Here is a 26,027-nt window from a genome sequence, read left to right as displayed (position 1 = left end):
GATTGGTCAGCGGGAACGAACGGGACCTGCCGCGTGGCGGCCGTCGACCTGCTTTCCGCTGGGTCCGTAGACGAAGTCGGCCGTGGTGTCCAGGATGAACTCCATCGGGAAGCCCAGCTCGATCGCGGCGGCCTCCTCCAGCCGGTTCACCGCCTCTCCGGGCAGGTCCAGCTCGATCGCGGCGAGGTTGTCGGTCAGCTGGTCCAGGGTGCGGGCGCCGAGGATCGGGTGGATCCAGGGCCGGTGCGCTCGCGTCCAGGCGATGGCGACCTGCGACGAGGAAACGCCGAGTTCGTCGGCCACGGCGTCCACCGTACGGGCGACGGCCAGGTCGCGCTCGGAGACGGTGGCCCGCTCGACCCGGGAGGGGCCCTCGGCGCCGCTCCTGGTGAACTTGCCCGACAGGACGCCTCCGGCCAGCGGCGACCACGCGGCCACCGACAGTTCCAGGGCGGCGGCCATGGGCAGCAGTTCCCGCTCGATGTCGCGTTTGACGAGGCTGTAGGGCAATTGGAGGCCGGCGAACGGGGTCCACCCGCGGAACTCGGCGATGGTGTTCGCCTGGGCGATCAGCCAGGCGGGCGCGTCGGAGATCCCGACGTACAGCACCTTGCCCGCCCGTACGAGATCGTCGAGGGCCCGCATGGTCTCCTCGACGGGCGTGTTGGGATCCCAGATGTGGACCCACAGGAGGTCGAGGTAGTCGGTGCCCAGCCGCTGCAGGCTGGCCTCGACCGAACGGACCAGGTTCTTGCGGTGGTTGCCACTGGCGTTGGGGTCGGTGCCGTCCATGGTCAGGGTGTACTTCGTGGCCAGCACGAAACGGTCGCGGTCGGAGCCGAGCAGCTCTCCGACGATCCGCTCGCTGCTGCCCTCGGTGTACCGGTTGGCGGTGTCGATCACGTTCCCGCCCGCTTCGGCGTAGGCGGTGAACATCTTGCGGCACTCCTCGACGGAGGCGCCCCACCCCCACTCTTGTCCGAAGGTCATCGTTCCCAGGAACATGTCCGACACCCGCAGACCGGTGCGGCCAAGCAGCCGGTAACGCATCACATGCTCCTGTCGAAGAACGAAACGGTCCAATCAATGGCAGGGATTACGTAACGGTCGTCGTCGTACAACTCGATGTGGTTGCCGGTGTCGAGCAGGAAGAGTTCCTTGGGCTCGGGCGCCGCCGCGAAGGCGGCCTGCGCGTCGGCCACGGGAATGGCCTGGTCGCCGGTGCCGTGCACGATCAGCAGAGGAGCGGAGACCAGCGGCAGGTAGGAGTCGACGTCCAGCGCCAGCTCCTGCAGCACCGACAGCGCCGTGCAGCGGTTCTCCCAGCCGGGCCGGGCCCCTCGCTCCGTCCCGTAGTACTCGTACGGTTCCGGGCCGGGGTTCCCCGCGGGCATGCCTTCGGGGTTGACGGCGGGCCAGTACTCGATCTCGCCGGTGTCGGACTGCCGCTGCGCCATCTGCGCGAACTGGGCCATCAGCGCCGCGAAGTTCTCCGCGCCGAACCGGTCACGGATCAGCTCGGGGTTGTTGTAGGCGGCCGCGATCAACGCGACGGCCCTGACCCGGGGGTCGAACGCGGCGAGCTGCACCGAGTAGATCCCGCCCAGGCACACCCCGCACAGCGCGATCTTGTCGGGGTCGACCTCCGGCCGGGTGGCCAGGAAGCCGACCGCGTTGCGCAGGTCCGAGACCTTCGCTGAGGCGTCCTCGTGCTGACGCGGTTCGCCCTCGCTGTCACCCCAGTTGCGGTGGTCGAAGGCCAGGGCCACATATCCACGCTGCGCGAACCGCTCCGCGTAGTAGCCGGTGACCTGGTCCCTCACCCCGGAGAACGGGCCGGTCAGCACCACCGCGCCGCGGCCGGTCCCGGGCTCGGGCAGGTGAAGGTCGCCGGTCAGCCGGTGCCCGTCGCTGCCGAACTCGACCTTTTCCATCGACATCAGGAATCTCCTTCGCTCTCACGCAGGCGTCACCTGCGGAGTACGGCGCTTGCCGGAGAGGAGATTTTCAAATCTGACGGGCCGCTCGATAGCGTGTCCGTCACCTGTTGAGCTGTGAATTTTTCATAGCGACGGGCGGCCTCAGATCCAGCCCGCCTCGGTGGCGATCCTGATGGCGTCGACGCGATTGCGAGCGTCCAGTTTCGCCGCCGCGGACGTGAGGTAGTTGCGGACGGTCCCGGGGGTGAGGAAGAGCTGTTCGGCGATCTCCCCAGGGGAGGCGCCCGTGGCCGACAGGCGCAGCACCATCGTCTCCCGCTGCGACATGGGGCTTGCCGACGCCTCCAGCGCCGCTGCCGTGAGCGCCGGGTCCAGCACCCGGCCTCCCGAGGCGACGGTCCTGATCGCACCGGTCAGCTCGGCGTGCCGTACGTCCTTGGGCAGGAACCCCGCCACCTGAGCGGCGAGCGCCCGGCGGAGCTGGCCCGGCCGGTTCAGACCGGTCAGGATGAGCACCCGGCACCCGGGCAGCCGCTCGCGGAGCCGTTCGGCGGCGGTCAGGCCGTCCACCTCGGGCAGGTCGATGTCGAGCACGGCCACGTCAGGCCGGACCTCCAGCGCGGTCGGCACGATGAGCGCGCCAGAGGCGAGCTCCGCCACCACCTGGAGGTCGTCTTCCAAGGACAGCAGCCCCACCAGCGCCGAACGCAGCAGCTCCACATCCTCGGCGAGCAGAATCCTGATCACGCCGAACATTATCACCAGGCCTTCCGGCAACCCGGTGTGGTGTCAAGCAGGTGGTACCGGATGATTGGTCCCACTAATCTCCATTTTCCCGACGCGGCAGTGAAGGACGACCCGGTGGACGACGAGTTGGACGACACTCGGGATACGCGGCTGCGGTTGGTGCGGGCGATGATGTGGGCCGCCCTCGGCCTGATCATGACCTTCCGGCTGATGGTGGCGTTGGAGGAAGGGCTGGGGTGGCCGGTCGTGCTCGTCACGATGGCTCCCTATCCGCCGCTGGTGGCGTTGCTGACCGGGCCGCATCGCCTCCGGGTCCGCAACGGCCTGCTGGCGGCGCTGGTGATCCTGTACGCCGTGCCGTTCGCCGTCGCGGGCACGCACTGGGAGTGGCTGCCGTGGCCGCTGGCGGTCGCGGTGCTGTGCTCCTTCCGGGGGCGGGTGGCCTGGCCGCTGTTCGGGCTCCTCCTGGTCGCCACGGGCGTGGCCGGATTGTGGGCCGGCGACGACGTGCTGACGACGATCATCAGAACGCTGAAGACCGCCACCAACGGTCTGATCGTCTTCGGCCTGTACGCCCTGACGGTGATGGCGGCCAGGCTCGACGCGGCGCGCGGGGATCTGGCGCGGTTGGAGCTGCAGCGGGAACGGCGACGGCTCGGCGGCGAACTGGGCGCGGTCGTCGGCGAGCACCTGCGAGCGGTCTCGGAGCGGCTCGCGCAAGCCGTCGACGCCGAACCGGAGATCGCACGCGACCGGCTCCACGTGGCCGTCGGCGCCGCCCGGCAGGCGCTGGCCGACATCCGCGCGACGGCCGCCGGCTACCGCGTCTCGCCCCCTCTGCCGCCGCCGATCGAGTCGCCGAAGGTGGCGCGCCTCATGCTGGCCGCGCTGATCGCCTGCCAGGCCACGCTTCACGCGGTCGTCTCCGTCGTGACCTACCACCGGCCGTGGACCCTGCTCCTGACGGTGCCGTTGATGGCCGCGGCCGGAGCGGTCCAGCTGCTGATGAAGCCGTCACGCAAGCAGCTGATCCTTCTCGGGCTGCTGCTGGGTGTCCCCGTCATACCGTTCGGCTACCTGCTCTGGGAGCTCGTCTTCCTCACCTGCCTGTGGCCCTTCTTCCTCGGGCTGGTGCTCACCCGCATGCGGCCGCCGCGCTCCCTGATCCTCACCGGTGTGGCGGTGGCGCTGTACATCGCGCTCCTCTTCTACCCGCCGCCGGCATCCAACCTGGCGGGGATGGCGGCGAACCTGATATCCCTGACCATCCTCACCTGGGTCTCCTACGGTTTGATCCGGCTGTCGAATCTGGTGGTCCTGCTGCACCAGGCCGAGCGGGACCTGACCCGCGAAGCCCTCATCCAGGAGCGCACCCGGGTCGCCCGCGACCTGCACGACCTGCTGTCCTTCAGCCTGTCGGCGGTGGCGCTCAAGGGAGAGCTGTGCGAGCGGCTGCTGGACATCGACCCGGCACGCGCCCGCGCCGAACTGGCCGCACTGCCCGAACTGGTCGAGCGCGCACGGGCCGAACTGGAATCAGTGGCCCACGCGACCGTGGGGCTGAACCTTGACCAGGAACTCGCCGCGGCGCACACCGTCCTGGAGACCGCCGGGATACGGACCGTCGCCACCGTCGAGACCGGACCCCTGCCACCCGAGGTGGACACGGCGATGGCCGCGGCATTGCGCGAGGCGGTCACCAACGTCGTACGGCACAGCACCGCCCGAACCTGCACCATCACCATCGTCTCCGTGGGCCACACGGTCCGGCTGCGCGTCGTCAACGACGGAGCCGCCGAAGCCCCGCCCTCAGCCCCGCGACCGGGCCCCGGCGGATCAGGGCTGACCGGCCTGGCCGAACGCACCGGAGGCCGGCTCACCGCCGGATCGCAAAGGGGCGGCCGCTTCGAACTGGTCGCCGAATTCGCCACAGGCCCTTAGGGCCGGGAGGAGTGTGCGTCGGCTAGGCGATGTGGTAGCCGACTCCGGGCGTTGTCGCGATGACCGGCGGGTCGCCGAGCTTGCGCCGCAGCCGGCCCATCGTCACTGCGACGGTGTTGGTGAACCGGTCGGCGCTCTCGTCCCACACCTGTTCGAGCAGGGTTTCGGCGCTCAGAAAGCCGGGGCTCGTCCGCAGCAGCGCCTCCAGCACGGCGAACTCCTTCACCGAGAGGTCCAGTTGCCGCCCGTCGCGAACGACCGTGCGGCGGACCGGGTCCAGCTCGATCCCGGCCGCGCGCAGCGTCCGGGGCCGCGCGTCGGGCTTGCGGCGGGCCAGGGCGTGGATGCGCAGGACGAGTTCCGGGAAGTGGAAGGGCTTGGCGAGATAGTCGTCCGCGCCGAGGGTCAGCCCGCTGACCCGGTCGCCGGGCGCGCTCGCCGCGGTCAGCATCAGCACCATCGGCCGCGCCGCCCGGTCGGTCATCATCTGGCACACCGTGTCACCGTGCAGGCCGGGCAGGTCCCGATCCAGGACCACCACGTCGTACGGGGTGAAGTCGAGCTTGGCCGCGGCGGCCAGCTGCCGGATGCGCTGCTGCGCCTGGCCGGAGGGATTCCCAGCGGGGCCGTTGCTCTTGCGCTCGCCGGAGAACAGGAAGGTCAGGCCCAGCAGTCCGACACCCGAAAGGAGGAACACGACGGCGTACAAGAGGGTGAACCGTAACCCGACGGTCCCGCTGCGCAGCCCGATCATGCCTCCAGCATGCCCCGGAGCACCTAACAGCAGCGTGACAACGCCGCTTCGGGCCGCGTTACGGTCCGATCTGTAGAACCGGCGCCATGTCGACGACCCAACTCATCCGGTCCGAGTGGCCCGCGTTCCGTCGCTCGGGCAGGCTGATCGCCCTGGCCGCCGCCGGGCTCATCGTGATCGCGGTGGGCCTGCAGTTCGCCTCCGGCAACCGCTCAGGCTGCGACGGTCCCTGCCGGCAACTGGTCTCCTACGACGACACCGTCGTCAGAGACCAGTTCTCGTTCCTGCACCGCGACCTGGGCCGCGAGGGCGGCATCACGGTCCGGCTGACCTCGATGACCGGCACGATCACCTATCCGCCGCCGAACCACGACCAGATCGTGCCCGGGCTGGTGCCGTGGGCGAAAGCCGGCATCGTCATCAAGGACGGCGTGCGGCCGGGCTCCCGGTACGCGGCGCTCATGATGACCGGCGGCCACGGCGTACGTTTCCAGTACGACTACACGCACGACGTCGCCGGACGCGGCGGCGACGTCTCGCAGCAGTCCCCTCGCTGGCTGCGCCTGACCCGCTCGGGCGACAACATCACCGGCGCCGAGTCCACCGACGGCAGGCAATGGCACACCGTCGCCTCGGCGAAGCTCGACGGGCTCCCGGACAACGTCCAGGTCGGCCTCTTCGCCACCTCCCCCAACAACCTCACGCTCCGCAAGGCCGGCCTTGGCGGCGCGATGGGGCAGGAACGGCATACCCAAGCTGTCGGCGTCTTCGACAACGTCACTCTCGACGGTGCCGCCGCCGGCGCGTGGCACAGCGAACCGGTGGGCGGCGCGAGCACAGCCGACTGGGAGAAGCGCAACCCGTCGAGGGCCGTGGAGAAGGACGGCGTCATCACGGTCAGCGGCAGCGGCGACATCGGGCCGTCCGGCGACGAGGGTGTCAAGGCTCTCCTGCTCGGGCTGCCGATCGGGCTGATCATCGTGCTCATCGTCGCGGCCCACTACGGCGCAGCCCTCGAGGCGCCGTCCCGGCGGGTGATCGACGCCCGGACGATCGTCGTCGCCGCGGCGACCTTCGTCACCGGTCTCGTGGCCGTCGGCATCGTCGTGCCGGCGGGGATGGCGATCTTGAAGGGCAACGGCATCCTGGTGCCGGTGCCCATGCTGACCGGCGCCCGCGTGGTCACCGGCCTCGCCGTCGTGCTCGCCCTCTGCGGAATCCCCGCCTTCGGACTCGGTCTGCGGCTGCGCCGCGGCTGGACGGCGAACCTCATCGGACTGTCGTTGATCGCCCTGCCGTACACGGTCGCCACGCTCCCGCTGCTGCCCGACCCCGTCTCGGAGTGGCTGCTGCGGCTCACCCCCGCCGCCGGCTTCGCCGTCCAGCAGACGATGACCGAGTACCCGCAGGTGACCGCGCATTACGCGCCGTCGGCCGGCTACTTCCCGCTCCCCTGGTGGGCCGGGCTCGCCGTGCTCGGCGCCTACACGGTGATCGTCATGTGGATCGCCGTCGGCCGGAAACCGGTCGCGGACACCGACTGGCGATAGCGGACGTGCGGGACGGGAGGGCCTGACGGGCGTCGGCCGGCCGGCGGGAAGTTTGGTGAGCTTCTGGACGGCTTCTATCGCTTTGCTGGACTGCCTCCACAACGGCGGTTCCTAGGGTCGTGGACGTTCCCCTGGCCCCGACGGCCGGACGACGCGTCCGGGCGCGGTGCCGTCCCCCACCTTGATGGAGGCTTCGTCGATGAAGGCCATAACCCGTGTCCTTGCCGGTGTTCCGCTTGCCGTGATGCTGTTCGGGCTCGTCGGCTGCGGCGGCTCGCAGCAGCCGGCCGCAGCACCAGTGGCCGGCGCGCAGGCGGGCGAAAAGAAGGAAGAGCCGCCGCTGACCGGTGAGGTCAAGCAGAAGGCCGAGGAGGCGGCGCTGGCCGCCTATCCGGGCACGGTGCTGAAGTCCGAGCACGACGCCGAGAAGCCCGGCATGTACGCCGTGGAGGTTCAGCAGGCCGACGGCAGCGCGGTCGAGGTCTACCTGGACAAGAGCTACAAGGTCGTCGACACCAAGAAGGAAGGCACCGAAGAAGAAGACGAGGACTGACCGCCGGCCTGACCTTTTATCAGCTGCGAAGGAGAACAACGTGTCGGCTCCTCGGAAACCCCGTCTGCCACGTGCGGGGCGCGTGCTCCCGCTCCGCCGGACTGTCGCCGCGCAGGCCCCCGACGAGGCGGGCGGCGAGTCCGTACGGCAACGCCTCGGCGACGGCCACCGTGACGCTGCCGTCCCTGGCGTGCGCCGCTGGACGGTGCTGGCCTTCGCCGTCGCGGCGCTGGCGGTGCCCGGCTTCACGGTGGCCATGACGATGGTGAGCGAGTCGGCCTCGCAACCCGTCCCGTCGGTGACCTGGTCGCGTGGCGAAGTACCGATCGGGGTGTCGCAGGAGTCGTCGGCCGGCCCTGCCGACACGCCTGCCGCGACGCCCGGTCAACGATCCGCCTCCCCGGCCGGTCCGCGCCCCGGCCGGAGCGCCGAAACGCAGCCGACAGGCGCGCCCGCCGATGACCGGACCGATGACCGGACCGATGACCAGGCCGATGACCAGGCCGATGACTGGGCCGATGACTGGGCCGATGACGAGCGGCGTGACGGGGAGCGCGGTGGCGGCGATGATGACGGGCGCCACTGAGGCGTCCACCGCCGTGCGGCAGGTCGTCCACCCCGCACCCGGACCGGAGCGCTCGGATAAGCTCGGTGCCGGTCCGACTCCCCAGCAGGTTGTGGTGTTCACTCCTCCCGCGGTGCCCGGATTGTGTCAGCCTGACGGCATGCTGGTGCTGCTGATCGAGGATGACGACCGGATCGCCGACCCGCTGACCGAGGGCCTGGGCCACCACGGCTTCACGGTGGCCCGCGCCCGCACCGGCGCCGAGGCGCTGGCCCTGGCCGGCCGGGCCGCCGATCGGCCGGAGATGGTTCTACTGGACCTCGGGTTACCCGATATGGACGGCCTGGACGTGTGCCGGGCGCTGAGGACGGGTTCGGACGTGCCGATCATCATGATCACCGCGCGCGGTGAGGAGATCGACCGGGTCCTGGGGCTGGAGCTGGGGGCCGATGACTACCTGGCCAAGCCCTTCGGTGTACGGGAACTGGTGGCGAGGATCCGCGCGGTGATGCGCCGCGTCCGTGCCGGCAGTCCGGCTCTGACCTCCCCCATCGCCGACGCGACCCCGTCCGCGGCGGCGGACGGAGTACAGCATGTCGGAGCGCTGGCCATCGATCGCCGCACCCGCCAGGTGCGTCTGGCCGGGAACGAGGTGGCGTTGACGCCCAAGGAGTTCGACCTGCTGGCGTATCTGGCCACCGACGCCGGCGCGGTCTACTCCCGTCAGCAGATCCTGGACGAGGTGTGGGACCCGCACTTCTTCGGTCCCACCAAGACGCTGGACGCGCACATCGCGGCCCTGCGCCGCAAGCTCGGCGATTCGGCGTGGATCGCCACCGTGCGCGGGGTCGGCTTCCGCCTGGTGGACCCCGTCGCCGAGACTCCCGCCGTCCAGGCTGCCGGGCGGTGTGGTGCGGTGCCGCGGTGACCCGGCGGCTGCTGCTCAGCTACCTGGGCCTGGTGCTGCTCGCGCTGGCCGCCCTGGAGATCCCCCTCGGCCTGGTCTACGCCAGTGGGGAGCGGGACCGCTTCGCCGCCTCGGCCGAACGGGACGCCGCGATGCTGGCCGAGCTGGCCGAGGAGGAGATCGAGGAAGGCAACCTCGCCGCCCTGCCCGACCTGGCCCGCCAGTACGCCGGGCGCACCGGCGGGCGGGTGGTCGTGGTCGACCGGCGCGGGCTCGTCCTGGCCGACTCCGGCGCGCGGGAAGCAGGGGCCGACCTGTCCGGTGAAGCGGACATCGCCTCGGCCTTGGGCAACCGGCCCACGATCGGCACCCGGGCCACCCCGGCCGGTGAGGTGCTGTCGGCCACCATGCCCGGTGCCTCGGGCGCCACCGTACGCGGGGCGCTGCGCCTGACCTACCCCATGAGCGCCGTCACCGACCGGGTGCGTACCCTCTGGCTCGCGCTGGCCCTCGGCGGCGCATGCGTGCTGGCCGCCGCCGCCCTGATCGCGTTCGCCCTGGCCCGATGGGTGACCCGCCCGGTCCGCGCTCTGGAGGCGGCCACCGCCGCGCTGGCCGACGGGCACGAGCCCGACCCGGCCCTGTCCAGGCTCGGGCCGCCCGAGCTGCGCCGCCTGGCCGCCACCTTCACCCGCACCGCCACCCGGTTACGGCATCTGCTGCACGCCCAGCGCGCGTTCGCCTCCGAGGCATCCCACCAGCTCAAGACCCCACTGACCGCGCTGCGGCTGCGCCTGGAGAACTTCGAACCCTACCTGCACCCACGCGCCCACCCCAGCCTGGATGAGGCCGTCGGCGAGGTGGATCGGCTGGCCCGGATGGTCAACGGGCTGCTCGCGCTGGCCCGGCTGGAGCACGCGGCCACCGTACCCGAGCCGGTCGACCTGGACGCGGTGCTGGCCGACCGGGCCGCCGTCTGGGCCGCCCTGGCCGCCGAACACCACGTGCACCTCACCCTGAGCGGCCAACCTGCGGGGAAAGTGCAGGCCATCCCGGGGGCTCTGGAGCAGATCGTCGACAACCTGGTCTCCAACGCGCTGCGTGTCGCACCGCCCGCCAGCACGATCACGCTGCACCGCGAGCCCGCCACCGCATCCGACGGCACGCTGTACGTCCAGCTGCATGTGATCGATCAGGGGCCGGGCATGAGCGCGGCCGACCGCACCCGTGCCTTCGACCGGTTCTGGCGTGCCCCCGGCACCACCCACCACGACGGCACCGGCCTTGGACTGCCGATCGTCCAGCAGCTTGCGCAGGCCGGCGGCGGCCAGATCACCCTCAACCCCGCCTCCGGCGGTGGCCTGGACGCCACCGTCCGCCTCCACCCCGCCGCTGCCGTCCGCCGGGCCGCACCTGCCGAGCGGACTCGGCACCGATCCCGCACCGGCATACGCACCCGTTGAGGTCCTGCGCGGCTCGTGCTCGCCCGGGAGCTCGTCGAAGACATTTGACAAACGGAATTTTCAAATCCACTATGCGTCTATGGCTGCGGAACTCGATGTGGTACGCGGATCGCTGTCACCACTGCGCAAGCGGGTGCTGGAGGAACTGCGCGAGCCGGCATCTGCCACCACGGTCGCCGCGCGGCTGGGGGAAACCCGGCAGCGGGTCAACTACCACCTCCGCGAGCTGGAGAAGGCCGGGCTGGTCGAGGTGGTGGAGCTGCGTCAGCGGCGCGGCCGCCAGGAGCGGATCGTGCGCGCGACCGCGCGGACCGTGGTGGTGGCGCCGGAGGTGGTCGGCGCGCCCTCTCCCGGCGAGCAGGACCGTTTCGCGGCCGACACGCTCCTGGCCGTGACCGCCCGCACGTTCGGCGACGTGGCCGAGATGCGCGAGCAAGCCGCGCAGGAGGGCAAGCGGCTGGTCACCTTCACCATCGAGACCGACGTGGGCTTCGCCGAACCGGCCGACATCAGCCGGTTCGCCACCGACCTGGCCGCCCGCGTGGCCGACCTGGTGGCCTCCTACGACTCACCCGAGTCGACTCGCCGGTACCGCCTCATCATCGGCGGCCACCCCACGCCCGTAAGCGATCAAGAACGAGAGGACAGGCCATGAGTCACCAGAAGCGTCCGTTGGTCGAGCTGACCGTCAACGCGCGCCAGGACGCGGTCTGGCGTGCCGTCAGCACGCCGGAGGGATTGCACGAGTGGTTCGGCTACGACTATGACGCGAGCCACACCGCTCCGGCCAGGCCTGCCACGGGCCTGGCGGAGGAGATCCGATCCTTCGTCGACGACTCTGAGCTGCATCCGCCCGAGCGGGTCGCCTTCGACGACGGCACCGAGCTGACCTTGACCGCCGACGATACGCGCACGGTGGTTCGGCTCGTGGTGCCCAACCTGGAAGGCGCGGACTGGCAGGACCTGTACGGCGGAGTCGCCGAAGGATGGCGGTTCTACCTGGAGCAGCTCCGCTTCTACTTGGACAGAGCTCCGTCGGGGCGCCGCCGTACCATCTACCTGGCAGGCCAGGCCACCGGGGCGCAGGTGATCGAGATCATCGGCCCGGGCACCCGCTGGCACGAGGCCGGCATCGTGAACGACGAGGGCCACCTCGTCTCGGTCGGCGCCGACCCCGCCGATCCCCAACCTGCCCAGGTCAACGTCATCGTCAGCACCTACGGCCTGGACGACGGCGACTTCGCCGCACTACGCGACCGGTGGGCCGCCCGCTGGCAGGCGAACGTCAAGGACCCCGAGGTCATCCCGTAACGCCGGGGAGTCGAGAGGATCAGGCCGCCGCTGCACCACCGCGAGCGAGAACGACAGCAACCCGCCCACGATTGCGCCGTCATTCCGCCTCTTGAGGACCGGTGGACGCTCTGTCCAGCCCGGTTAGCCGGGCCAGAACGGCGAAGCCGTCGTCGGTGCCAGGCCAGTGCCTGCGTACGGCGGGCAGCCCGGCGCGGCGTACGACAGAGCGCAGGACGGCGGTGACGATGATGGCGTCGTCGGCGTAGCCGAGCAGGGGGATGAAGTCGGGCACCAGGTCGATGGGCAGGGCCAGGTACGCCAGCAGCAGCGCCAGCCGGACCCGTACCCCGCGCGGCAGACCGGGATCGGCCGCCAGCCGGCGCACCAAGCGCAGCACATCCGGCAGCAGCCGCAACGCCTCACGCAACAGGCCGCCACGGGGCCGGACGATCGCCAGCGCGCCGATCAGCACCACCCAGGCCACCAGCAGCGCCACCACGATCCCGATCAACAGGTCCCAGAACCACGAGCCGGTCATGCCTCATCACCCTCACGCACATCCGACGGCCCGACGCCGATCGGGGCCTCGGCCGCCAGCGCCGCCTGCTCGAAGGCGGCCAGGTCGGCGGACGCCTCCTCGACCGCCGCCTGAGCCGCCGCGCCGGTCGGGGCGGCGAAGTAGTCCCGCGCGTCGATCTTGGCCATCCAGGAGCGGAACCGTTCCAGATCCGCCTCCGACTCCTCGACCTCGGCGTAGGTGGCCCGGCCCCGCTCCCGCTCCGTGGCCAGCTCGCCGCGGAAGGCGGGCAGGCGCTCCAGCACCTCGGCGTACTCGGCGTCGCGGGCGGCGTTGAACTCGCCGATGACCTGCCGCTCCTCCGCCGCGTCGGTCAGGGTCAGACGCAACATGCGGCCCGTACCGCCCTGCTGGCGCACCCGATCCAGCAACCGCCGCACCTGCCGCAACGTCTGCTCCCGCTCGGGCAGCAGACATACCGACTGCTGCAGATACAACGCACCCAGCGAACGCAGCTTGCGCCACACCTGCACACGAAGCGTCGGCGCGGCCCCGGCCGTGGACACGCTGACCAGCAACCATCCCGCCTCGTCCGTATGATCCGTCACGCCGCCATGTTACATCCGTAACAAATGGCAGCAAGAGGTGTACATCGCATCGGATGCACACCCGCGCCGTCGCCCGGGGTCGGCGGTGCGGGTGCTCCTGGTTGTGGGAGGGGCGCTGGTCGTCCCCTTGCCGATGGCGCAGGCTGAGGCTCTGCTCGCGCCTCCTCGGCCCCGCACGAGTGAGCTGTCGTGATCGAACTTTATTCGGGCCGGGCGCATCGAATCCCGCATAGTCACTGACAAACGGGGATGATGCATGGCGACGAAACTGCTGGATGGGGATCCGCAGCGGCTGGGGCAGTACTGGCTGGCAGGGCGGCTGGGCGCGGGCGGCCAGGGGATCGTCTATGAGGCCTACACGGAGGACGCCCGCCGCGTCGCGATCAAGGTCCTGCACAGCGACCAGGCCGCCCAGCTGGGCAGGGAGATGACGGCCGCGCAGCGGGTGGCCTCGTTCTGCACCGCGCGCGTGCTCGACGCCCAGTTGGAGGGGACTCGCCCGTACATCGTCAGTGAGTACGTCGAAGGGCCGAGCCTGCGTCAGGTCGTCCTCGACGGCCGCCGGTTCGTGGGCGGGGACCTGCACCGGCTGGCCACCGCCATCGCCACCGCCCTGACCGCCGTCCACGAGGCAGGCGTGATCCACCGTGATCTGAAGCCGGACAACGTGCTGCTCGGGCCGGACGGCCCGCGAGTGATCGACTTCGGCATCTCCCGGACGATGGAGATGTCGCTCACCGAGACCGGCCTGGTCTCGGGAACGCCCACGTACATGGCCCCGGAGGTGTTCACCGGGCACCGGGCGGGGGCGCCGGCGGACGTGTTCGCCTGGGCCGGCATCATGATGTTCGCCGCCACCGGCGAGGACCCGTTCCAGGCCGAGAGCCTGGGCGGGGTCATGCACCGCGTGTTGTCCGCCAGCCCGGATCTCAGCGTGCTGCCGGAGTCGCTGCACCCGCTGGTGGCCGCCGCCCTGGCCAAGGATCCGCTCGACCGTCCGACCTCCCGGGAGCTGCTGCTCGGCCTGGTCAGCGGCGGCGGGCAGCTGGATGTCGCCGGGCTGCTCGCCATGGGCGGCCGCGAGGCCACCCGGATCGCGGTGACGGCCGACGATCCCGCGCTGGGCGCGCTGGCGGAGGAGGCGTACGCGATGCTCGGGCCGGCCGAGCGCGAGATGGTGGCCGAGGTCTTCCTGCGGCTGGTCACCGTGGACGAGCATGGGGAGCTGATCGGACGGCGGGCGGCCCGGGCCGAGCTCCTCCAGGGGAGAGGGCAGCACGAGACGGCGGCGATCAACCGGATTCTGGAGGTGTTCACGTACCTCCTGGCCACGGGCGGCGAGGAGATCTGGCTGGCGCGGCCGGCCCTGCCGCACGCCTGGCCCAGGTACAGGCACTGGATCGGCAACAACCGCGACGGGCTGGCGGTCCACCGGGAGATCCTCACGGCGGCGCGCCGGTGGGACGGGGCCGGCCGGCGGGACGGCGATCTGTTCCGCGGCAGCAGTCTGGACGACGCCCTGCAGTGGGCGGCCAACTCGCGGCGCGATATCACGCTGGCCCCGGTGGAGCGAGGTTTCCTCCAGGCGAGCGCGGACCTGTCCAGACGCGGCGCCAAGCGTGCCCGGCTGGTGTCGCTGGCCCTGGGCGGGCTGCTGGTGATCTCGCTGGCGGCCGGCGGGCTGGCCGTCCAGCAGGGCTTGGTCGCCGATCGGCGCGCTGAGGAGGTCACCGCGTCGCTCGGCAGGTCGGAGGCGACCCGGCTGGCCGGGCTCGTGCAACAGGTACGCGTCACGGATCCGATGCTGGCGATGCGGCTGAGCGTGGCGGCGTGGAGCCTGGACCGCACGCCGCTCACCAGGGCAGGGCTGATGACGGCGCTCGCGCAGCGCGAGTCGGCGACGTTCACGGATCGGGTGAGCGCCGGCGACACGGTCCGGGCCCTCGGTGCCGACGGGCGTACCCTGGCCGACGTCAGCCAGGACACCGCCCAGGTGTGGGACGTGCGCACCGGGAAGCGGATCGGTGGGATCAACCGGCTGGGGCTGGCCGGAGACCAGGTGACCGCGGTGGCCCTGGCCCCTTCGGGCCGTACGCTCGTCGTCCTGACGGACAAGCGGATCCGGGCCTGGGAGCTGTCCGGCGGAACGGCCATCGGGACCTGGGTCTTCGATCGCCCGCTCGACCTCGTGAACGGCTGGGCGGAGATCGTCCGCGCGGACGACCGGACGGTGGTGATCCGTGATCCCGACAAGTACCAGCAGTGGAATCCGCAGACCGGCGAGCGCACGCGGCCTTCCACGGTCGCCGCGACGGCGAGCGCGGACGGCAGGTGGCAGGCGACGCCGCGGGCGAAGTCGGTGCGCCTGACCGACGTCGAGGACAGGTCCGTCGTGGACATCGGTGTCAAGGACGGCGCCGGCACACAGGGGACCTGGAACCGCGGCGCGGTGACGGTCAGCGGGGACGGGAAGCTGCTCGCCTCGATCACCGGCAAGGAGGTCCAGTTCTGGCGGATGGCCGATGCCCAGCTGCTCACCGCGGTGCCGCTGCTGGGCAACATGGACACTGACGGCGAGCAGCCCCAGGGCGCCTTCGACGGCCGGACGTTCCGCTACCTCGTCGAGGACCGGGTCTTCTCCGTCGACGTCTCCGACCTCTCCGTCACCCCGGCGGACTCTTCGACCAATTTCGGCAGGCTGAGCCCGGACGGGCAGCTCTCGGTGACCCAGACCGGCGACCGGACCCAGCTACGCGACGTGCGCGGCAACAAAGCGGTGGGCGCCCTGCCCGCCATGGAGGAGGCGTACTTCAGCAAGGACGGCAGGCTGCTGGCCGCGGTGGACCAGGGCACGGTGAAGATCGTGGACGTCGCCACGCGAGCCGCCCTGGGCCAGATCGACCCGGGAGATCTGGAGCCCCACGTGGTGAGCTTCAGCCCGGACGGCACCCGCCTCGCGCTCGTCCTGCGCAGCCCGGACGATGGCCGCGCCGTGCTCAGGTACGCCGCCCAGGTATGGGACTGGAAGGCCAGGCGGAAGCTCTGGAACACGACGCTCCCGGAGACGAACGACGTGGCCTTCTCCCCCGACGGCAAGCGGCTGGCTCTCGCCGGTGCCGGCCAGCGCCTGCTCGACGCCGCCACCGGACGGCCGGTGACCGGGCCCTTCAGCGCCAGCGGAAGGGACACCGTCGGCCGCCGGATCTTCTTCCGCCACAACGGCGGCGGCGTGGTGGTCCTGGACTCCCGAGGCCGCCTGACGCTGTGGGACACCGCCGGCAAGCGCCTCGGGCCGGTCGTCCGCGACAAGTCCGGCGATCTGTCGATCGCCGCCTACTCCCCGCGTGACGACGTCGTCGCGGTCGGCGCGACGGACGGCAGGGTGCGGTTGTTCGATCCGGTCACGGGAACGAGCCTCGGTACGCTACGTGACTTTGGGGGAGGTCGGGATTCGGAGATGGGGCAGCTCCAGTCGATCGCCTTCACGGCTGACGGGGCCGGCGTCGTCACCCTTGATCTCAACGGGGTGGCGCGGACGCACGTCGTCGAGCCTGCCGGCGTCATCCGGGCGATCTGCCGGCGGGCGGGCGGCTCCCTCACCACCGCTGAATGGAGGGCCTACGTCCCGGATCTTCCGTACCGTGACAGCTGCTCTTGAGCGCCGGAGCCCCAGTCCGCGAGTTCGGTGAGCAGGAGTGCCTCGGCGAGGCAGGCGCGTTCGAAGTCGGCCAGGTGCAGGTTCTCGTCGGTGCTGTGGGCGCGGGCGGCTGGGTCGCCTCCGGGGCTCGTGATGAGGACGGCGGCTTTCGGGTACGCGGCGGCGAATTCCGCGACGAAGGGGATGGCGCCGCCGCCTCCGAGATCGACCACGTCGGCGTCGAAGGCCCGCTGATAGGCGCGGCGTGCCGCGTCGAAGGCCGGACCCCGGGTGTCGACCGCGTATGGCTGCGCGATCTCCGCCTCGGTGACCTCGACCTGCGCGCCCCAGGGTGCGTGGTCGCGGAGGTGCCTGGCCAGTGCGGCGCGGGCCCGTACCGCGTCGTCGCCCGGCGCGATGCGCAGGCTCACCTTGGCTCGGGCGGATGCGGTGAGGGCGTTGGCGGCTCCGGATACGGCGGGCGCGTCGATGGCCAGGACGGTCGCCGCGGGTCCGGTCCAGACCCGTTCGGGGATGCCGCCCGAGCCGAGCAGCCGGACGCCGTCGAGCACGCCCGCCTCGGCCCGGAACCGTTCCGCGGGGTAGCCCGTCCGCGGCGGGCGGCCGGAGACCAGGCCGTCCACCGCGACGTGGCCGTCCTCGTCGTGGAGGGTGGCGAGCAGGCGGCACAGCGTGGTGAGCGCGTCGGGAGCGGCCCCGCCGTACGTGCCGGAATGCACGCTCTCGGCCAGCGTCCGCACCTCGACGACGCAGTTGGCCATGCCGCGCAACGTGGTGGTGAACGAAGGGACGCCGACGTCGATGTTCTCCGAGTCGGCGAGCACGATCACGTCAGCGGCGAGCCTGTCACGGTGCCGGTCGAGGAAGGCGCCGAGCGTCGGGGAGCCGATCTCCTCCTCTCCTTCGACGATGACGACGACCCCGACCGGCGGACGCCCGCCGTGCGCGCGCAACGCGGCCAGGTGGGTGGCGATTCCCGCCTTGTCGTCGGCGGATCCGCGGCCGTACAGCCGCCCGCCGCTTTCGCGCGGCTCGAACGGCCTGCTCGACCACAGGGCCGGATCGCCGGCGGGCTGCACGTCGTAGTGGGCGTACAGCAGCACGGTGGGACGGCCGGGTGGTGCGGGACAACAGGCGAGGACCACCGGCCGGCCGCCGGGGACGTCGTCCAGGATCTCCACCTCCTGCGCGGCGCCGGAGCGGAAGAGCTGTGCCGTCAGCTCCGCGCAACGGCGCACGTCCTCGGCCGCGGCCGGGTCGGCGCTCACCGAGGGGATGCGGATGAGGGCTTCGAGGTCGGCTCGTACGCCCGGCAGCGCCTTCTGCACGGCGCGCCGCAGGTCATCGCTCATTGATGGGCTTCCTTTCCGATCGGGTGTCGAGCCAGGAGGGAAGAACGGCGAGAGCCAGCACCGCGACGATCAGCGCGAACCCCGCCGGATATCCCGCGGGCCCGGCCACGAGTCCGAACCCGACGGCGCCGATCCCCATCCCGCCGTCGTAGGCGAGGTTCCACAGCGCGCTCACCCGGCCGAACGCGGAGGAGGAGGACCGCGCGAGCATCAGCACCAGGGTGACGTTCTGGGCGGCGCCGAAACCGGCGCCGAAGAGCGCCGCCCCCGCGATCACCGCGTAGGGGTTGTCGAGCCAGACGATCCCGGCCATCCCGATGACCGCGGCGAACACGGCCGGCATCAGCAGGACGGACTGGCCGTGGCGGTCGCCGTATCGGCCGGCCGCCCACCGTGCGAGCGGCATCGCGCAGGAGTGTGCGAGCAGCGCCGTCGCGGCCGTCCCCGCTGAGCTGGCGGGGACGGCCAGCGGCAGGAACGTCAGCAGCACGCCGGCCGCCAGTGTGATCGTCGCGAAGACGATGACGGGCCGGGCGAGACCGGCGTGGCGCAGAGCGCGAAGGACGCCTCCATGCTGCTCGACCGGCGCCGCCCTCGCGGGCAGCCCGGGAATCCCGATGAGCGCGAGCAGCGCCAGCCCCGTCCCCGCGAGGAAGACCGGACCGTAGCCGATGAGCGGAACCAGCCACAAGCCGGTCGGCAGCCCCAGGATCGCGGGGATCCCGACGGCCACGCCGTACGCGCCCAGCGCCTCGCCCCGGCGTTCGGCCGGGGCCAGCTCGGCCACCATGGCGGGGCCCACCACGACCACGATGGCCAGGCCGGCCCCGCGCGCCAGGCTCGTGGCCAGCACCATCGGCAACGCGGAGGACAGGACCAGCAGGGCCGGGGGAACGCCGAGAAGGAGGACGCCCAGCGCCATGCCGACGCGGTAGCCGTACCGGGCCAGCAACGCCGGCATGGCCAGTTCCATGAGCACCGTCGCCAGCATGGTGACGCCGGTGGACAACCCGGCGCCCATATCCCCCGAACCACCTGACGCCGTGTACAGCGGAACGATCGGAACAAGCAGGTAGAAGCTCGTCATCGCAGCGACCGAGGTCATCCCCAGGACGACCATCGGACGGCTGAGCAGCGGTTGCACACCGGTCTGGATCACCGGGCCAGCCTCGCCAGAACGGCCGCCGAACACATCGGGCGAATGCCCTATCCGCCATCCCTAGGTTTCATCCCGATCTGAGAGCCTGTGTCCCATGGTCTTCGTAGGCAGGGACGCGGAGCTGACCGCTCTGGGCGAGGCCTACGCGCATGCCCGGGAAGGCTCTCCCGCGACCGTGCTGCTCGGCGGCGAAGCCGGGGTGGGCAAGTCCCGGCTGATCGCCGAGTTCACGGCGCCGCTGACTGGAGAGGCGTGGCTGCTCTCGGGCGACTGCCCCCAGGTGGGCGAGAACGGCCTGGCGTTCGCGCCGTTCACCGCCATGCTGCGCCGCCTGCTGCGCGAGATCGGCGCGGACGGCTTCCTCCGCCTCCTGCCCCGTGGCGAGCCCGGTGAGCTCGGCAGGCTGCTGCCGCTCCTGGGCCGGCCCGCCGGCGACGGCGATCCCGCCCTGACGCAGGCGCGGCTCTTCGAAGAGTTCCTCACCCTGTTCGAGAACCTCGCCGAGGACCGGCCCTTGGTGATCGTCGCCGAGGACGCGCACTGGAGCGATCGCTCCAGCCGGGAGCTGCTCGACTTCCTCATCAGGAACCAGCAGGCGGCCGCGGCGTTCCTCCTGGTCGTGACCTACCGGAGCGACCACCTGCACCGGACGCATCCGCTCCGCCCCGTGCTGGCCGAATGGGATCGCCGGCCGTGGACGACCCGGATGGAGCTCGGCCGGCTCAGCAGGGGCGAGGTGGTCCGGCAGCTTCGCGGCCTGCTCGGCGGCGAGCCGGCCCCCGCGGTCATCGAGGACGTCGTCCGGCGCAGCGAGGGCAACCCGCTGTTCGTCGAGGCGCTGTCTGCCCGGGCGGGCGCGCCGGTGCCCGCGTCCATTCGCGACCTGCTGATCACCCCGCTCGACCGGCTGCCGCGGGAAACCCGCCGGGTGGTCCACGCCGCGGCCGTCGGCGGCGCCCGGGTCGGCCACGCGCTGCTGCGCACCGTCACGGGGCTGGACGACGCCGGCCTCACCGACGCGCTGCGCCCCGCGGTGAGCGCGAACCTCCTGCTGATCGAGGAGGAGGTGTACGCGTTCCGTCACACGCTGATCCAGGAGGTGCTCTACGAGGACGTGCTTCCCGGGGAACGCGGGCACCTTCACGTACGCTATGCCGAAGCCCTGGAGACGGACCCGGAGCTCGCCCCGCTGGGCCGGGCGGCGTACGAGTCCGCCCTGCACTGGCACGCCGCCAAGCGCCATCCGGCCAGGACGCTGGCGGCCGCCCGCCGTGCCGCCGCCGAGGCCGCGGCGTCCCTGGCGCACGCGGAACACCTGCACATGCTGCTTCGCGTGCTGGAGCTGTGGGATCAGGCGCCCGATCCGGCCGCCTCCAAGGCAGACGTGCTCGACGAAGCGATACGCGCCGCCATCGCCGCGGGCGAGAACTCGACCGCCGTCCAGCTGGTCGAGACAGCGCTCCCGGCCGAGGTCGATCCCGCGCGTGCCGGCTGGCTGATCGCCCACCGCGGCGAACTGCGCCACCTCCTCGGCCTGCCGGGCGACCTGGACGACCTACGCGAAGCGGCCCGGCTCACACCGGACGAGCATCCGGCAAGCGCGACCGTACTCAATCTGCTCGCCAATCGCCTCCTCACGGTCCCGCTGGAAGAGGAAGGCCGCGTCGCCGCCCGCGAGGCGCGGGAAGCGGCGCAGGCCGCGGGCGATGCCAGGGCTGAGGTCATGGCCACCGTCAACCTGACGTACGCGCGGGCACGCGCGGGCGACCTCGACGCCCAACTGCCTCACCTGATCACCGCCCAGGCGACGGCCCGCCGCATCGGTGACGAGGGCGCGCTTTTGCACGCTTATCGCTGTGAGGCCGACGTCCTGCAGGGCGCCGGCAGGTACGCCGAAGCGGCCGAGGCGGCCCGCCGGGGACTCGCCGCCGCCACGCGGGCGGGTCTCGCCCGCACCGCGGGCCCGACCCACGCGGGCAACCTCGCGGAGGCGCTGATCGCGCTGGGCCGGTGGGACGAGGCCACCGAGATCGTCGAACACGCCCTGCGGATCACCCCGACACCCAGCCTTCGCGCGTACCTGATGGTGCTGACCGGCACGATCGCGCTGGCCAGAGGCGACCTCGCAGGCGCCGAGCACGCCGCGACCCACGCCCGCGAGGTCTTCACCAGAGGCACGTCCTATGCCCAGGACCACCTGTTGCTGGTGCGCCTGGAAGTGGATCTGCGCAGAGCGCAGGGGCGCACGGCCGACGCCGCGCGACTCGTGGAGGAGGCGCTGAGCAGCGGAAGAACGAGCCCGCGCTACCTGTGGCCGGTGATCGAGGCGGGCGCGTCCCTGCCCGTACCCGGCCTGGCCGAGACCGCGGCCGCGTTGCCGGTGATCGGGCCCGTCCAGGAGGCCCACCGCCTCGCCCGCACCGCCGCGACCGGACAGCCGGACCTTTGGGCCCGCGTCGCGGCCGCGTGGAGAGATCTTCGCCAGCCGTACCCCCAGGCTCTGGCCCTGCTGCGGGCCGCGGAACACGCCGCGGAGACGGGAGACCGCTCCGCGGCCTCCTCCCATCTGACCGACGCCTCCCGGGAGGCGGGCCGCCTGCGGGCAGATCCCTTGATCGTCCGGATCGAACGGCTGGCGCGCCTGGCCCGGATCCCCCTCGCCGTGCAGGTCGGGACCGAGCCGGACGAGGAGCGCGAATTCGGCCTCACGCCGCGCGAGCGGGACGTGCTGCGCCTGGTCGCCGACGGCCGTACCAATCGGCAGATCGCCGAGGAGCTGTTCATCTCGGTCAAGACGGCGGGCGCGCACGTGAGCAACATCCTCGCCAAGCTCGGCGTACGCAGCCGCGTCCAAGCCGCCACGGCCGCCCACCGGCACGAGTTGATCTAGTTCTTCTGAAGGCGTAGGCGGTCAGGACCCGGGCAGGTCTCGGGCGGCCGTGGCGCTGTGACGCTGGTAGTGGCGTGCCGCCCGGGCGCGGTTGCCGCAGGACGGCTTGCACCACTCCTGCCGCCCGTGGCTCTTGACGAAGTAGCGTACGCAGCGCGGCGCGTTGCAGGACCGCAACTGCTCACGCTGCGGACCGCTCAAGAAGTCGATGGCGGCCCGCGCCAGGCCGGCGATCAGCCGGACGCCGGCGTCGCGCTCGCCCGACAACACTGCCGTACGAGGTGTCCCGCCCTCGGGCCAGTCAAGTTGCGGGACGATCGCCTCACGGGCGGCCGCCGCGTTGAGGTGCGCCAGCGCCTGCTCGGCGGGCATCAGCCGATGGGCGTCGGCCCGGCTGGGCGGCGCCGGGCTGACCGCCCGCGCGAACAGCGCCCGCACGGCCCGGCGCAACTCGACGATCTCGCTCCTGAGCTCCTCGCCCATCGTCAGCCCCGCAAGGTCGACGTGGCCGGCCAGCAGCTCGGCCTGCTGGTGGATCCAGCGGGTCGCGCTCTGCAAGGTCGCCAGGTCGTCGGCGACACCGCCGTCGCCGTCGTGACGGATCGTGCTCGCCAGTTCCAGGGCCGGCCAGCGCTCCACTCGAACCTCCCGGTTGCTTGCGTCCCATCCATACCTTATGTTCCTAACGCTAAATCTTATTTAACCATTAGAGACCAAGCGGGAGATCGTACGATGACGTTGCTGCTGGCCCAGATCAGCGACCTGCACCTCGACGGCACCGACAGGGCCACCCGGCGCGCCACCCGGGTCATGGACTATCTGAGAGCCCTGCCCCGCCCGGTCGACGCCCTGCTGGTCACCGGCGACATCGCCGATCACGGCGAGGAGGCCGAGTACGAGCAGGCCGCCGAGATCCTGGCCGCCCCCTTCCCGGTGCTCACCTGCCCCGGCAATCACGACGTCCGCCCCGCCTACCGCAAGGCGCTGCTGCGCCGCCCACCCGGCCCCGGCCCCGGCCCCGTCAACCAGGTGCACCACATCGCCGGCACCGCCATCCTGATGTGCGACTCCACCATCCCCGGCCATGACGAGGGCCGCCTGGACCCCGAAACCCTCGCCTGGATGCACACCACCCTCGACGGGCTCGCCCCGGACACCCCCGCGCTGATCGCCTTCCACCAGCCGCCCGTCGAACTCCACCACCCGTTGCCCGACTCCGCACGGCTACAAGAGCCCGAAGCCCTGGCCGCGCTGCTCCACGCCCACCCCCAAGTCGTCGCCGTGCTCACCGGCCACGCTCACACCGCCGCCGCCTCCACCTTCGCCGGCCGCCCCCTGATCGTCGGACCGGCCGTCACCTGGACCTTGCGCCTGCCGTGGGAGGGCGACCGGCCCGCCGACCGCGGGCAACCGCCCGGCCTCGCCTTCCACATCCTGGACGACGACCTCCGCCTCACCACCCACTACCGCGTCGTGCTCCCGGCATGATCCACCCGTACGCGGTCGCCGCGTTCCTCCTGGCGATCCTGCCCGTCATCGCCACTCCGGGCGCCAGCCTGACCCTGCTGATCCAGCACGTCACGACCGGCGGCCGCCGCCAGGCTCTCCCCGTCATCCTCGGCACGGTCACCGGCCTGTACGCGCACGCGACCCTGGCCGTCGCCGGCCTGTCGGCGCTCGTCATGCACTCCAGCCAGGCCTTCGCCGTCGTCAAACTCCTCGGCGCGGCCTACCTCGTCGGCCTGGGCCTGTGGACCTGGCGCTCCACCACCCTGCCCCCACCTCCCCCGCGCACGGAACAGCCGGAACGGACCGGCTCCGTCTACACCCAAGCCCTGCTCGCGAACGTACTCAACCCGAAGGCCGCCTCCATCTACCTGACCCTGGTCCCGCAGTTCGTCCAGCCCGGTCGTCCCCTCGGCGGGCAGATCCTCACCCTGGCCACCGCCCACGCCCTGCTGATCGCGGTGTGGCTGCTGACCTGGACGGCCCTCATCCACCAAGGGGCGCACCTCGTGCGCAAGGCCCGCTTCAAGCGGGCGCTCGGCAAGGTGACAGCCGTGGTGCTCGTCATCCTCGGCGTCCGGGCCGCCGCGACGTAGGCGCCGCCTTCCGGATCGCCGCGCTTATTGCACCAATCGGTTCAGTGTCGTAAAGTAAACCATATGGTTCAGCAAGAGGTCCTCGATCGCACGTTCGCCGCCCTCGCGGACGGAACCCGGCGGCAGATACTCATCCGGCTCGGCCAGGGTCCCGCCACGATCGGCGAGCTGGCCGAGCCCTTCGGCATGTCGCTCACCGGCATGAAGAAGCACGTGCACGTCCTGGAGAACGCCGGACTGGTCACGACAGAGAAGGTCGGCCGAGCGCGGCAGTGCCGGCTGGGAGCCGAGCGCCTGGAGGACGCCATGTCGTGGATCACGTTCTACCAGCGCCTGTGGGAGCGCCGGCTCGACGGCCTCGACGCCTACTTCACCCTCAAGAACGCCCCTGAGGCGAACACCGGGAAGGACACCGAGCGATGACGCGGAACGACACCGAGGCCATCCAGTTGCGCAAGACCCGCGTGCTGCCCGCGACCCCCGAGGAGGTCTTCGACGCCTACACCGACGCCGAGAAGCAGAAGATCTGGTTCAGCATCCTCGACGAGGAGCCCGGCATCGTCGAGATCGAGGTCGACCTGCGCGTGGGAGGCCGGCAGACCGCGGTCTGGGGACCGGACGCCGACAACCTGTTCCGTGAGACGCAGACCTTCCTGGAGATCGACCGCCCGCACCGCCTGCTCACCGAGTCCACCGGCAGCACGCCCGACGGCATGACCATGACCACCACTGTCGAGGTCACCTTCGAGGAGCACGAGGGCGGCACCCTGCTCACGGTCGTGCAGAGCGGCTTCCCGGCGCCCGAGATCCGCGACTTCTTCGTGAAGGAGGTCTGGGCGGGCGCGCTCGACCGGATCGAGGCGTACCTGCGCCGCGCGGGACAGCCGTCCTGACGCAGAACGCGGAGACGACCCTGACAGCAGGCGCCTGAGCCATGCGTGACGGGCTCGGCCGGGATCGGATCGCAGGGTTCAGGAACGGGGGCGGTGTTCGTCGAGGGCTGTGGTGAGCAGTGCATGGGCTGACCACCGCATGGTGTCCGCCGCCTGCTGCCGGGTGAGCCCGGCGATGTCGGTGAGCCAGATGAGCGATTCGATGCCGGTGGCCGAGCGGATGGTCACGGCCAGCCGGCGGATGTCCAGGCCGGGGTGGGTGTCGCGGAGCGGGGCCAGGGCGTCTTCGATCCAGCCGATGGCCCGCCCACCGCGCAGTGCCGGCTGGCCGCTCTCGGGTTGCAGGGACAGGCGCAGCGAGGCCCGCAATTGCGGCTCCCAGTCGAGGGTGAGCTGGGTGAAGGCCTTCATCACCAGCTCCAGCCGGGCCGCGGGGTCGGCAGGCGGATCTGGGGGCAGCAGGGATGCCTGCTCGATCTGGGGGTGGGCGGCGGCCAGCAGGGCGTGCTGGTTGGGGAAGTACCGGTAGGCGGTGGTGCGGGAGATCCCGGCCGCGGCGGCGGCGTCTTCGACGGTGGGGTCGGTGCCTTCGGCCAGCAGGTGACGGGCGGCCTCGACCAGGGATCGGCGGGTGCGGGCTTTCTGCTGTCGGCGGCCGGTCAGCTCATATGGTACTGACATGCCCATCATGGTACCGTCGTCCCATGTAGCCGTTGATGAGCCGAAGCCTCTGCGAGGTGTTCATGAGCGCCGATCCCGCGGTGACGAACCCGGATCTGTACACGGTGGTCTTCGAGAACGAGCGGGTCAGGGTGCTCCGCTACCGGGACCGGCCAGGGGACGCGACCTCCCCGCACGGACATCCCGACAGCGTGATGGTCACGTTGTCGTCCTTCACCCGCCGCCTCACCTCGGGCGGGCATCAGGTCGAGCTCGCGCTGGAGGCGGGGCAGGTTCGGTGGCTGAGCGCGCAAGAGCACGCCGGGCAGAACATCGGCGACACCGAAACGTACGCGATCTTCGTCGAGCTCAAGGAGGCGGCGAGCACGGTCCCGGCCAGGACGGCGCTCGGCCCTGAGACGTGAGGCGGGGGCAGGAGCCGGGCGGCGCGCCGATCCCGGAGGTGCTCGACGAG

The 26,027-nt window shown here is 71.5% G+C and carries 25 protein-coding genes; 15 read left to right on the top strand and 10 right to left on the bottom strand.

Translation table 11 applies throughout. From position 1 onward, the window contains the following. Positions 1–6: 6 nt before the first annotated feature. The 3 genes from ABZX61_RS61890 to ABZX61_RS61880 all read right to left on the bottom strand — a co-directional run bounded on the left by ABZX61_RS61890 (position 7) and on the right by ABZX61_RS61880 (position 2,687). Positions 7–1,050: an aldo/keto reductase gene (locus tag ABZX61_RS61890; RefSeq protein ID WP_355211652.1), complete on the bottom strand. Its 1,044-nt coding sequence runs from the start codon at positions 1,048–1,050 to the stop codon at positions 7–9. Beyond that, complete coding sequence (locus tag ABZX61_RS61885; RefSeq protein WP_355211649.1) at positions 1,050–1,940, bottom strand: alpha/beta hydrolase; 891 nt, start codon at positions 1,938–1,940, stop codon at positions 1,050–1,052. The genes ABZX61_RS61890 and ABZX61_RS61885 overlap by 1 nt, the downstream gene beginning before the upstream one ends. Before the next feature lie 141 nt (positions 1,941–2,081). Then, the gene (locus tag ABZX61_RS61880) at positions 2,082–2,687 is read right to left on the bottom strand and encodes a response regulator transcription factor (RefSeq protein ID WP_355211647.1); all 606 of its coding nucleotides are present in this window, start codon (positions 2,685–2,687) and stop codon (positions 2,082–2,084) included. Between the two features lie 114 nt (positions 2,688–2,801). On the opposite strand from ABZX61_RS61880, the gene ABZX61_RS61875 reads away from it, so the two are divergent. After that, positions 2,802–4,628 carry a histidine kinase gene (locus tag ABZX61_RS61875; RefSeq protein WP_355211644.1) on the top strand — a complete coding sequence of 609 codons (1,827 nt, stop codon included), beginning with the start codon at positions 2,802–2,804 and terminating at the stop codon, positions 4,626–4,628. Between the two features lie 22 nt (positions 4,629–4,650). Here the strand turns inward: ABZX61_RS61875 and ABZX61_RS61870 are convergent, their stop codons facing one another. After that, entirely contained in the window at positions 4,651–5,382 is a 732-nt protein-coding gene (locus ABZX61_RS61870; protein ID WP_355211641.1) for a response regulator transcription factor, read from the bottom strand. A gap of 86 nt (positions 5,383–5,468) precedes the next feature. Between ABZX61_RS61870 and ABZX61_RS61865 the strand changes: the two genes are divergently transcribed. The 7 genes from ABZX61_RS61865 to ABZX61_RS61835 all read left to right on the top strand — a co-directional run bounded on the left by ABZX61_RS61865 (position 5,469) and on the right by ABZX61_RS61835 (position 11,731). Next, complete coding sequence (locus tag ABZX61_RS61865; RefSeq protein ID WP_355211638.1) at positions 5,469–6,932, top strand: hypothetical protein; 1,464 nt, start codon at positions 5,469–5,471, stop codon at positions 6,930–6,932. 199 nt (positions 6,933–7,131) lie between these two features. Continuing rightward, positions 7,132–7,485 carry a hypothetical protein gene (locus ABZX61_RS61860; protein ID WP_355211635.1) on the top strand — a complete coding sequence of 118 codons (354 nt, stop codon included), beginning with the start codon at positions 7,132–7,134 and terminating at the stop codon, positions 7,483–7,485. Between the two features lie 82 nt (positions 7,486–7,567). Further along, the gene (locus tag ABZX61_RS61855) at positions 7,568–8,071 is read left to right on the top strand and encodes a hypothetical protein (protein ID WP_355211632.1); all 504 of its coding nucleotides are present in this window, start codon (positions 7,568–7,570) and stop codon (positions 8,069–8,071) included. Between the two features lie 139 nt (positions 8,072–8,210). Further along, positions 8,211–8,978, top strand: a complete 768-nt coding sequence (locus ABZX61_RS61850) for a response regulator transcription factor (RefSeq protein ID WP_355211630.1) — start codon at positions 8,211–8,213, stop codon at positions 8,976–8,978. Next, positions 8,975–10,420, top strand: a complete 1,446-nt coding sequence (locus ABZX61_RS61845) for a HAMP domain-containing sensor histidine kinase (protein WP_355211627.1) — start codon at positions 8,975–8,977, stop codon at positions 10,418–10,420. Before ABZX61_RS61850 ends, ABZX61_RS61845 begins: the two co-directional genes overlap by 4 nt. 79 nt (positions 10,421–10,499) lie before the next feature. Then, complete coding sequence (locus ABZX61_RS61840; RefSeq protein WP_355211625.1) at positions 10,500–11,075, top strand: helix-turn-helix domain-containing protein; 576 nt, start codon at positions 10,500–10,502, stop codon at positions 11,073–11,075. Next, positions 11,072–11,731 carry an SRPBCC domain-containing protein gene (locus ABZX61_RS61835; protein WP_355211622.1) on the top strand — a complete coding sequence of 220 codons (660 nt, stop codon included), beginning with the start codon at positions 11,072–11,074 and terminating at the stop codon, positions 11,729–11,731. Before ABZX61_RS61840 ends, ABZX61_RS61835 begins: the two co-directional genes overlap by 4 nt. A 79-nt stretch (positions 11,732–11,810) precedes the next feature. Here the strand turns inward: ABZX61_RS61835 and ABZX61_RS61830 are convergent, their stop codons facing one another. After that, on the bottom strand, positions 11,811–12,251 hold the full coding sequence (locus ABZX61_RS61830; RefSeq protein ID WP_355211620.1) for a DUF1232 domain-containing protein: 441 nt from the start codon (positions 12,249–12,251) through the stop codon (positions 11,811–11,813). Continuing rightward, complete coding sequence (locus ABZX61_RS61825; RefSeq protein WP_355211617.1) at positions 12,248–12,838, bottom strand: Chromate resistance protein ChrB; 591 nt, start codon at positions 12,836–12,838, stop codon at positions 12,248–12,250. Before ABZX61_RS61825 ends, ABZX61_RS61830 begins: the two co-directional genes overlap by 4 nt. Before the next feature lie 256 nt (positions 12,839–13,094). Here ABZX61_RS61825 and ABZX61_RS61820 point away from each other — a divergent pair, with 256 nt between their 5' ends. Continuing rightward, on the top strand, positions 13,095–16,496 hold the full coding sequence (locus ABZX61_RS61820) for a serine/threonine-protein kinase (RefSeq protein ID WP_355211614.1): 3,402 nt from the start codon (positions 13,095–13,097) through the stop codon (positions 16,494–16,496). Here ABZX61_RS61820 and ABZX61_RS61815 read toward each other — a convergent pair. Further along, entirely contained in the window at positions 16,457–17,848 is a 1,392-nt protein-coding gene (locus tag ABZX61_RS61815) for a M20/M25/M40 family metallo-hydrolase (protein WP_355211611.1), read from the bottom strand. The two genes, ABZX61_RS61820 and ABZX61_RS61815, sit on opposite strands and share 40 nt — an antisense overlap. Further along, positions 17,838–19,007: an MFS transporter gene (locus ABZX61_RS61810; RefSeq protein WP_355211608.1), complete on the bottom strand. Its 1,170-nt coding sequence runs from the start codon at positions 19,005–19,007 to the stop codon at positions 17,838–17,840. The genes ABZX61_RS61815 and ABZX61_RS61810 overlap by 11 nt, the downstream gene beginning before the upstream one ends. Positions 19,008–19,101: 94 nt before the next feature. Between ABZX61_RS61810 and ABZX61_RS61805 the strand changes: the two genes are divergently transcribed. Beyond that, complete coding sequence (locus ABZX61_RS61805) at positions 19,102–21,897, top strand: AAA family ATPase (protein WP_355211605.1); 2,796 nt, start codon at positions 19,102–19,104, stop codon at positions 21,895–21,897. 21 nt (positions 21,898–21,918) lie between these two features. Here the strand turns inward: ABZX61_RS61805 and ABZX61_RS61800 are convergent, their stop codons facing one another. Continuing rightward, positions 21,919–22,536 (bottom strand): CGNR zinc finger domain-containing protein, encoded by a 618-nt coding sequence (locus ABZX61_RS61800; RefSeq protein WP_355211602.1) that lies wholly within the window; start codon positions 22,534–22,536, stop codon positions 21,919–21,921. 93 nt (positions 22,537–22,629) lie between these two features. Between ABZX61_RS61800 and ABZX61_RS61795 the strand changes: the two genes are divergently transcribed. The 4 genes from ABZX61_RS61795 to ABZX61_RS61780 all read left to right on the top strand — a co-directional run bounded on the left by ABZX61_RS61795 (position 22,630) and on the right by ABZX61_RS61780 (position 24,892). Continuing rightward, entirely contained in the window at positions 22,630–23,385 is a 756-nt protein-coding gene (locus tag ABZX61_RS61795; protein WP_355211600.1) for a metallophosphoesterase, read from the top strand. Next, complete coding sequence (locus ABZX61_RS61790) at positions 23,382–23,999, top strand: LysE family translocator (protein ID WP_355211597.1); 618 nt, start codon at positions 23,382–23,384, stop codon at positions 23,997–23,999. Before ABZX61_RS61795 ends, ABZX61_RS61790 begins: the two co-directional genes overlap by 4 nt. Positions 24,000–24,062: 63 nt before the next feature. Then, positions 24,063–24,422 carry a metalloregulator ArsR/SmtB family transcription factor gene (locus ABZX61_RS61785; protein ID WP_350742115.1) on the top strand — a complete coding sequence of 120 codons (360 nt, stop codon included), beginning with the start codon at positions 24,063–24,065 and terminating at the stop codon, positions 24,420–24,422. After that, on the top strand, positions 24,419–24,892 hold the full coding sequence (locus ABZX61_RS61780) for an SRPBCC domain-containing protein (RefSeq protein WP_350742117.1): 474 nt from the start codon (positions 24,419–24,421) through the stop codon (positions 24,890–24,892). Before ABZX61_RS61785 ends, ABZX61_RS61780 begins: the two co-directional genes overlap by 4 nt. Before the next feature lie 78 nt (positions 24,893–24,970). Here ABZX61_RS61780 and ABZX61_RS61775 read toward each other — a convergent pair whose 3' ends face one another. Beyond that, the gene (locus ABZX61_RS61775) at positions 24,971–25,573 is read right to left on the bottom strand and encodes a helix-turn-helix domain-containing protein (protein ID WP_355211593.1); all 603 of its coding nucleotides are present in this window, start codon (positions 25,571–25,573) and stop codon (positions 24,971–24,973) included. A gap of 35 nt (positions 25,574–25,608) precedes the next feature. On the opposite strand from ABZX61_RS61775, the gene ABZX61_RS61770 reads away from it, so the two are divergent. Further along, complete coding sequence (locus tag ABZX61_RS61770; protein WP_355211591.1) at positions 25,609–25,977, top strand: hypothetical protein; 369 nt, start codon at positions 25,609–25,611, stop codon at positions 25,975–25,977. Positions 25,978–26,027 lie beyond the last annotated feature (50 nt).

It is taken from the genome of Nonomuraea sp. NPDC003709, assembly GCF_040610775.1.
GTDB lineage: Bacteria > Actinomycetota > Actinomycetes > Streptosporangiales > Streptosporangiaceae > Nonomuraea > Nonomuraea angiospora_A.
The sequence above is the reverse complement of the archived record's forward strand: the minus strand, read 5'-3'. Positions and strand labels throughout refer to the sequence as shown.

Excerpts from the sequence above, each read along its gene's own strand:
- ABZX61_RS61830 (WP_355211620.1), bottom strand. The coding sequence starts at position 12,251 with ATGACCGGCTCGTGGTTCTGGGACCTGTTGATCGGGATCGTGGTGGCG.
- ABZX61_RS61860 (WP_355211635.1), top strand. The coding sequence starts at position 7,132 with ATGAAGGCCATAACCCGTGTCCTTGCCGGTGTTCCGCTTGCCGTGATG.
- ABZX61_RS61890 (WP_355211652.1), bottom strand. The coding sequence starts at position 1,050 with ATGCGTTACCGGCTGCTTGGCCGCACCGGTCTGCGGGTGTCGGACATG.
- ABZX61_RS61785 (WP_350742115.1), top strand. The coding sequence starts at position 24,063 with ATGGTTCAGCAAGAGGTCCTCGATCGCACGTTCGCCGCCCTCGCGGAC.
- ABZX61_RS61850 (WP_355211630.1), top strand. The coding sequence starts at position 8,211 with ATGCTGGTGCTGCTGATCGAGGATGACGACCGGATCGCCGACCCGCTG.
- ABZX61_RS61820 (WP_355211614.1), top strand. The coding sequence starts at position 13,095 with ATGGCGACGAAACTGCTGGATGGGGATCCGCAGCGGCTGGGGCAGTAC.
- ABZX61_RS61840 (WP_355211625.1), top strand. The coding sequence starts at position 10,500 with ATGGCTGCGGAACTCGATGTGGTACGCGGATCGCTGTCACCACTGCGC.
- ABZX61_RS61835 (WP_355211622.1), top strand. The coding sequence starts at position 11,072 with ATGAGTCACCAGAAGCGTCCGTTGGTCGAGCTGACCGTCAACGCGCGC.
- ABZX61_RS61870 (WP_355211641.1), bottom strand. The coding sequence starts at position 5,382 with ATGATCGGGCTGCGCAGCGGGACCGTCGGGTTACGGTTCACCCTCTTG.
- ABZX61_RS61805 (WP_355211605.1), top strand. The coding sequence starts at position 19,102 with ATGGTCTTCGTAGGCAGGGACGCGGAGCTGACCGCTCTGGGCGAGGCC.
- ABZX61_RS61790 (WP_355211597.1), top strand. The coding sequence starts at position 23,382 with ATGATCCACCCGTACGCGGTCGCCGCGTTCCTCCTGGCGATCCTGCCC.
- ABZX61_RS61795 (WP_355211600.1), top strand. The coding sequence starts at position 22,630 with ATGACGTTGCTGCTGGCCCAGATCAGCGACCTGCACCTCGACGGCACC.
- ABZX61_RS61815 (WP_355211611.1), bottom strand. The coding sequence starts at position 17,848 with ATGAGCGATGACCTGCGGCGCGCCGTGCAGAAGGCGCTGCCGGGCGTA.
- ABZX61_RS61775 (WP_355211593.1), bottom strand. The coding sequence starts at position 25,573 with ATGTCAGTACCATATGAGCTGACCGGCCGCCGACAGCAGAAAGCCCGC.
- ABZX61_RS61780 (WP_350742117.1), top strand. The coding sequence starts at position 24,419 with ATGACGCGGAACGACACCGAGGCCATCCAGTTGCGCAAGACCCGCGTG.
- ABZX61_RS61865 (WP_355211638.1), top strand. The coding sequence starts at position 5,469 with ATGTCGACGACCCAACTCATCCGGTCCGAGTGGCCCGCGTTCCGTCGC.
- ABZX61_RS61885 (WP_355211649.1), bottom strand. The coding sequence starts at position 1,940 with ATGTCGATGGAAAAGGTCGAGTTCGGCAGCGACGGGCACCGGCTGACC.
- ABZX61_RS61770 (WP_355211591.1), top strand. The coding sequence starts at position 25,609 with ATGAGCCGAAGCCTCTGCGAGGTGTTCATGAGCGCCGATCCCGCGGTG.